This is a genomic window from Allobosea sp. NPDC003192 (assembly GCF_050275675.1).
Classification (GTDB): domain Bacteria; phylum Pseudomonadota; class Alphaproteobacteria; order Rhizobiales; family Beijerinckiaceae; genus Allobosea.
Window position 1 is genome coordinate 42,732 of sequence record NZ_JBNNPK010000023.1, and the last position, 6,623, is coordinate 49,354.

6 protein-coding genes are annotated in these 6,623 nt (G+C 65.8%); 2 read left to right on the forward strand and 4 right to left on the reverse strand.

The features are described from left to right. Positions 1 to 58 precede the first annotated feature (58 nt). Both flgK and ACQKLX_RS25155 read left to right on the forward strand, forming a co-directional pair. A complete protein-coding gene (gene flgK / locus ACQKLX_RS25150; RefSeq protein ID WP_427364295.1) occupies positions 59 to 1,927 on the forward strand; it encodes a flagellar hook-associated protein FlgK in 1,869 nt (622 codons plus the stop codon). An 11-nt stretch (positions 1,928 to 1,938) separates the two neighbouring features. Next, positions 1,939 to 3,453 (forward strand): flagellar biosynthesis protein FlgL, encoded by a 1,515-nt coding sequence (locus ACQKLX_RS25155; protein ID WP_427364296.1) that lies wholly within the window; start codon positions 1,939 to 1,941, stop codon positions 3,451 to 3,453. 89 nt (positions 3,454 to 3,542) lie between these two features. Here the strand turns inward: ACQKLX_RS25155 and flaF are convergent, their stop codons facing one another. The 4 genes from flaF to ACQKLX_RS25175 all read right to left on the reverse strand — a co-directional run. Further along, positions 3,543 to 3,914, reverse strand: coding sequence for a flagellar biosynthesis regulator FlaF (flaF, locus tag ACQKLX_RS25160; protein WP_427364297.1), 372 nt, complete (start codon positions 3,912 to 3,914; stop codon positions 3,543 to 3,545). Then, the gene (flbT, locus tag ACQKLX_RS25165; protein WP_427364298.1) at positions 3,898 to 4,290 is read right to left on the reverse strand and encodes a flagellar biosynthesis repressor FlbT; all 393 of its coding nucleotides are present in this window, start codon (positions 4,288 to 4,290) and stop codon (positions 3,898 to 3,900) included. The genes flaF and flbT overlap by 17 nt, the downstream gene beginning before the upstream one ends. A 31-nt stretch (positions 4,291 to 4,321) precedes the next feature. Further along, entirely contained in the window at positions 4,322 to 5,662 is a 1,341-nt protein-coding gene (locus ACQKLX_RS25170) for a flagellin N-terminal helical domain-containing protein (RefSeq protein WP_427364299.1), read from the reverse strand. 186 nt (positions 5,663 to 5,848) lie between these two features. Continuing rightward, positions 5,849 to 6,623: flagellin (locus ACQKLX_RS25175; protein WP_427364300.1), on the reverse strand; the 775-nt coding region annotated here is incomplete at its 5' end.

A 6,623-nucleotide genomic window follows, 5' to 3' on the forward strand; every position in this document is an offset into this window, starting at 1 on the left:
CTGACGGCCCAGAAGGGCCGGGCCGAAACGGACCGGACCAGCACGACAGGAGTTGACGATGGGTCTCAGTACTTCGCTCGGCACCGCCATTTCCGGGCTGAACAGCGCCCAGATCGGCATCGGCGTCGTCTCGCAGAACGTCGCCAATGCCGGTACGCCCGGCTATGTCCGGCGCAATGTCTCGAGCGTCGACTCGATCAGTGGCGGTACCGTCGGGGTCAGCAATCCTAACGTTCAGCGGCTGCTCGATCGCATCGTCCAGCACCAGCTGCTGCAGGAGAGCTCGGGCGCGGCCTATACCTCGACCCGCGCCCAGGTCTTCGCCAATCTCGACCAGCTCTACGGTGCCCCCGGCAGCGCAACCGCGCTGGACTCGATGTACAGCACCTTCACCAGTTCGCTGCAGGCGCTGCAGAACGATCCGTCCTCCTACACCAACCGCACGGCGGTGCTCGACGCGGCGAGCCAGCTCGCCAACCGGTTGCGCGGCCTGTCGGAGGGCGTCCAGCAGCAGCGCGCCCAGGCCGAGGCCGGCATCGGCTCGGCGGTCACCCGCGTCAACGAGTTGCTCGACCAGCTGACCAGCGTCAACGCCCGCATCGTCAACGCCCAGCAGACCTCCGCCACCGCCGATCTGCGCGACCAGCGCGATCGGATCGTTTCAGAGCTGTCGCAATACGTCGAGATCCGCACCGACGAACGGCCTAACGGCGCGCTCAGCATCAGCACCGCCTCCGGCACGCAGCTTTTCGATGGCCGCCCGACGGTCAAGTTCGAGTTCGACGCGCGCGCCAATATCGGCCCTCAGTCGCAATGGAGCAGCGACCCCGCCCAGCGGAGCGTCGGCACGATCATCGCGCGCGACCTTTCCGGCAACAGCTTCGACGCCATCGCCAACAATACCTTCCGCTCCGGCGAGATCGGGGCGCTGGTCGAGCTGCGCGACAAGACGCTGGTGAAGGCGCAAGCCCAGCTCGACGAGATCGCCGCCCAGCTCTCCAGCGCGCTCTCCGATCGCGAGATCGCCGGCACGGCGGCGACCGCTGGCGCCGCCACCGGTTTCGACGTCGATCTCGCCGGGCTGCAGTCCGGCAATTCGGTGACGCTCGACTACAAGGTCACACCTGGTGGCCAGACGCAGCGCTTCACCTTCGTGCGCGTCGACTCGGCGGCGTCGTTGCCGCTGCCGGCCTCGGCCCAGGGCGATGCCAACAACCGCGTCATCGGCATCGATTTCTCCGGCGGCCCGGCCTCTGTCGCGGCGCAGATCCAGGCAGCCGTGGGCACGGGCTTCACCGTCTCCAACACCGGCTCGGTGCTGCGCATCGTCGATGACGGCGCGGCCGGGACGCGCGATGTCGTCGGCTTGACCGCGCGTCCGACGCAGACTTCGCTGACCGGCGGCACCGGCGAATTGCCGTTCTTCGTCGATGGCGGGCGCAACAACGCTGCCTATACCGGCTCCTACGATGGCGGCGCGCAGTCGGTCGGCTTCGCCTCGCGCATCGCCGTCAATCCTGACCTGATCGCCGATCGCTCCCGTCTGGTGGTTTACAATACCAGCCCGGCGACGCCGCAAGGCGACACGACCCGGCCGAAATTCCTCTATGACCGGCTGACTTCGAGCCAGCGCAGCTTCACCAACGCGACCGGCTTCGATGGCGCGACCGCAACCTCGACCGGCACGGTCTCCAGCCTCGTCCAGCGCGTGGTCGCCGGCCAGGGCCAGGCGAGCGAGCAGGCCAAGCGCCTCGATGAAGGCCAGCAGGTCGCCTTCGCCTCGGTGCAGAGCCGCTTCCTCGAGGACACCAAGGTCAATGTCGACGAGGAAATGTCGACGCTGATCGAACTGCAGAGCGCCTACGCCGCCAACGCACGCGTCATCTCCACCGTCAAGGAGTTGCTCGACGTGCTGATGAGACTGTGAGGAGATAGTCGATGACCATCACCGCCACCGGCACCGGCGCCTACCGTTTCGCCAAGTCGAACCAGTTCGTCTCGATGCGCGGCCAGCTCGACGATCTGCAGCGCCAGCTCGCGACGCAGAAGAAGTCGGAGACCTATGCCGGCCTCGGCATGGACCGCGGCGTCAGCCTCGATCTCAACAACAAGCTCTCGACGCTCGACGGTTACCTGACCGGGATTCAGCGCGCCGACGTCAATCTGAAGCTGATGGCCAAGGCCGTCGAGAACTTCACCAAGCTCGCCGGCGAGACGCGCGCCGATGCGCGCCCGGACAGCTATGTCGAGACCTCGACCGGGCGCACCTCGCCGCAGGTGCTCGCCGAGGAGAAGTTCAAGCAGACGCTCGATCTGCTCAACTTGCAGGTCAACGGGCGCTACCTGTTCTCCGGCCGGACCTCCGATGTCGAGCCGACGGTCAGCTATTCGCTGATCATGGATGGCGACGCCACCCATGCCGGACTGAAGCAGTTGATCTCCGAGCGCAAGCAGGCCGATATCGGCGCCGGCGGCATGGGCCGGCTCGTCACTGGCGGCGCCGGCACGAATGCGACGATCGCCGAGGAGGCGGCCGGGCTGCCCTATGGCTTCAAGCTGACGGGCGCCTCCAGCAGTACGGCGGCGATGACGACGGCCTACAATGCCGGGCCGCCGGCCGACATCGCGGTCAACGTCGCCACCCAGCCGCAGCCGGGCGATACGCTGAAGATCGCGCTGACGCTCCCCGACGGTTCGACCGAGGAGATCACCTTGACGGCGCGGGCGGCCGGCACCACGGGCGACCCGGCCGAAGGCTTCCTCATCGGAGTGGATGCCAACGCCACCGCCGCCAACTTGCGTACTGCGATCGGCGCGGCGCTGTCGCGCGAGGCGCAGACATCGCTGTCGGCTGCTTCGGCGCAGATCGCCGCCAAGGACTTCTTTGCCGGCAGCCCGAGCAACCCGCCGCTGCGAGTGCCTGGGCCGCCCTTCGACACCGCAACGGCCGCGCCGGCGCCCGGAACCGCCGCCAATACGGTGATCTGGTATCAGGGCGACGATGCAGCCGGCCCGGCGAGGGCGACGGCGAGCGTCCAGGTCGACCAGGGCCAGCAGGTGGCGGCCGGCGCCCGCGCCAACGAGGAGGCCTTCCGCACTGGCCTGGCGCAGTTCGCGATCATGGCGGCGGAGACTTTTCCGACCACCGACCCGAACTCGAAGCTGCGCTATGAGGCGATGACCGAGCGGGTTCGGAACAATATCGGCTTTCCGACGGGAACGCAGAACCCGTCGGAAATCATCGTCGAGCTCGGCTCGGCCCAGACCGCGATGGCCCAGGCCAAGGAGCGGCATACCGCGACCAAGGACTATCTGAGCACGACGCTGGCAGGGGTCGAAGACATCAGCAAGGAGGAGGTGGCGATGCAGATCCTGGCGCTGCAGACCACCTTGCAGGCGAGCTACCAGACTACCTCGATGCTGTCGCAGCTGCGCCTGACGAACTATCTCTAATCCTGTCGCGGCGGCGCCCGCGAACACAAGAAAACGGCCCGGAGCGATCCGGGCCGTTTTCTTGTGTTCGCCTCTCGCCTGCGTGCCGTTCAGCGGCCGCGCAGGCCGGCGGCGATGTCGCGATTGATGTTGACGAGGATGCCGATCGCGGCCGGCTCAGGCGCGGCGGCGATCTGGAAGGTCCGGTTGAAGATGAAGTTGGCGAGGCCGAGGATGTTGCGCTTGATCTCGACCGGCAGCGGATTGTCCTCGGCTACCACCGCCGACACCAGAAGGGTCCAGAGCTTGCGATTATAGGCCAGGGCTGCGTCGAGATCGCCGGAACGGCTGGCCCAGTCATCGACGATCATCTGCAGACGGGCGCCCGCCTTGAGCAGCAGGCCGGCTTCGAGTTCACGCGGCGACTGGACGTTCTGAGCCGTCTTCGACGCCGCGGCGTAGGCATTAAACCCGCTTTGCATGCTCGAGCAGTTCCGCCTCGTAAGAGATCAGCTTCTTGGCAGCCTTGAGCGCTTTGTAGAGCTCACCGCTTAAGATGCAGTTATTGATTTCGGACATATGCGGCAGAGCGCTCGGCGCCGCCTGCAGGAAATCGCGCACGAGCTGGAAGTAGACTTCGTGCTGCTCCGTCGGATCGCCGGCCAGATACATCAGCTGGAGCGCAAGGTAGATCTTCTTGGCCGGCGTGTCGGCGGTCGCGCCGGTGAGGATGTCCTTCTCGCGCAGGATCGGCGCCTCGCCCTCGATGAAGAAGCGCGTGCGCTGCTCGTCGTTGCGGATGACGACCGAGCCGATGATGATGCGCTCGTTCGGCTTGAGCTCGACCTTGAGGGCCATGTCTGTCCCGCCTTCTGGCTGGAGGAAAGGGTCAGCCGAACAGGCGCAGGACGCCCTGGTCGGCCTGGTTGGCGAGCGAGAGGGCGGTCTGCGAGAGCTGCTGGCGGGTGTTGAGCGCCAGCAGGCTGGCGCCTTCCTCGTTCGGATCGGCGAGGACGAGGTTGCCCGCGCCGGTGATCAAGACGTTGGAGAGTTCCTTGGTGAAGTCCTGGCGGGCCTGGGCGACCGAGAGGTTCGAGCCGAGTGTGGAGGCCAGCGACTTCAGCGAGCTCAGCGAGCTCGTCAGCGCGGCCGTCGCCTTCTCGAGATCCATATCGTTCTGGAAGTTGATGAAGCCGGCGAGCTGCGTGTTGATCGCGCGCGGGATGCCCAGATTGTCGGAAGTAAGGTTGGAGCCCTGGATGTCGAGCTTGGTCTGGTTGCGGCCGGTCTTCTCGTTGAAGACGATCGAGAGGCGGTCGCCCGAGAGCAGGTTGATGCCGTTATAGCTCGAATCCTTGGCGAGATCGTCGATCTTGTCGCGCAGGTCGTTGAACTGGTCGATCAGATTCGAGCGCACCGCCGAAGTGATGTTCGACGAGGTGATGGTCGAGGTGGCCACATCAGCGTCGCCGGCGGCAAAGTTGATCGCGGCGTTGCTGTTGGTGCCGGCGACCTGCGCCGCAGTGATGGCGGCGGGGCCGGCGTTGCCGACGCCGAAGCCGAACTCGACGGTCTCCGAGCCCTTGCCCTTGACGTTGAGCTGACCCTTCTCGTCGACGAACGCCGTCACGAGGCCCGACTTGTTGATCTCGTTGACGATGTCGCGAACCGTGGTCGTCGCCGTCAGCGCGAAGCTCGCCTCATAAGTGTCCGAGCCGACGGTGATCGAGAAGGCCGCGTTGGTGTTCGTGGTCGTGTTGATGCCGAGATGACCAGGCGAGGTGGCGGTCGCCGCAGCCGGAGCAGCCGCGCCGGGCGCCCCGATCAGCTTGTCGAGCGCGACATCCTTCAGGCTCTTGCTGGTCACCGCGGTCTCGGTGGCGTTCGCCAGGGCACCGCCTGCCTTGGTCGGACGGTTCTGGGCCGCGTCGGCCTGGGCCTGCTTCACGGTCGACTGCAGAGACTGGACCAGCTTGGTGATGCCGTCGATGCCCTTGGAGGCGGCCTGAATGGTCTGGATGCCGTTCGAGATGCCGTCGAGCAGATTGGTGAGCTGGCTGGAGCGATCGTTCAGCGACACGGAGGTGAAGTAGTTCACCGGATTGTCGATCGCGCTGTTGACCTTGCGGCCGGTGGCCAGGCGGTTCTGGATCACACCCTGCTGGGCCGTGGTCTGCTGGAGGGTCAGCAGGTTGTTGCGGACGCCGTTCGACAGGATGGTGTTGGCCATTTCAGGTCCCTCAGACAGCGCGATTCGGCGCTAAGTCAGCTTGCTTGGGACCGACAATCCTTTGTTAAGGCTAATAAACGGTTAATCACACCGCTTCGCGCAAACGAAAGCGGCGGAGCCGAAGCTCCGCCGCTCTTTTGCTTCGTCCCGCGTTCTGCGGGGTGATCCGCTCCTGCGGACCGAAGATCAGCCGAGGAGACGCAGGACGCCCTGGTCGGCCTGGTTGGCGAGGGAGAGCGCCTGCTGCGAGAGCTGCTGACGGGTCTGCAGCGCGAGCAGGGAGGCGGCCTCCTGGTTCAGGTCGGCGTTGACGAGGCTGTCGGCGCCGGTGGTCAGGACGTTCGCCATGTCCTTGGTGAAGTCCTGGCGGGTCTGGACGACCGAGAGGTTGGCGCCGAAGGTCGAGGAGAGCGACTTCAGCGAGGTCAGCGCGCCGGTCAGCGACTTGGTCGCCGCTTCCAGATCGGAGTCGTTCTGGAAGTTGGTGCTGCCGGCGAGCTGGGTGTTGCCAGCCTTGGTGATGCCGAGGTTGTCGGAGGTCAGCTGCGTGCCCTGAACGTCGAGCTTGGTCTGGTTCTTGCCGGTCTTCTCGTTGAAGACGACAGAGAGACGGTCACCTGCGAGCAGGTTGATGCCGTTGAAGCCGGCGTCCTTGGCAAGATCGTCGATCTTGGCGCGCAGATCGTTGTACTGGTCGATCAGGTTCGAGCGAACCGCCGAGGTGACGGTCGGTCCCTTGATCGCGGTCGCCGCGACCGCGTCGGCGGCGAGGAAGCCGAAGGAAGCGTTGGCCAGACCGGTCTGGGCGTCCACGATGGCGCTGTTGGCGCCGGTGGGCGCGCCGCTGGTGTTGGCGCCGATACCGAATTCGAGATCCTCCGAGCCCGTGCCCTTGACGTTGAGCTGGCCCTTCTCGTCGACGAAGGCGGTGGCGATGCCCGACTTGTTGATCTCGTTGACC

Excerpts from the sequence above, each read along its gene's own strand:
- flaF (WP_427364297.1), bottom strand. The coding sequence starts at position 3,914 with ATGCAAAGCGGGTTTAATGCCTACGCCGCGGCGTCGAAGACGGCTCAG.
- flbT (WP_427364298.1), bottom strand. The coding sequence starts at position 4,290 with ATGGCCCTCAAGGTCGAGCTCAAGCCGAACGAGCGCATCATCATCGGC.
- ACQKLX_RS25170 (WP_427364299.1), bottom strand. The coding sequence starts at position 5,662 with ATGGCCAACACCATCCTGTCGAACGGCGTCCGCAACAACCTGCTGACC.
- ACQKLX_RS25155 (WP_427364296.1), top strand. The coding sequence starts at position 1,939 with ATGACCATCACCGCCACCGGCACCGGCGCCTACCGTTTCGCCAAGTCG.
- flgK (WP_427364295.1), top strand. The coding sequence starts at position 59 with ATGGGTCTCAGTACTTCGCTCGGCACCGCCATTTCCGGGCTGAACAGC.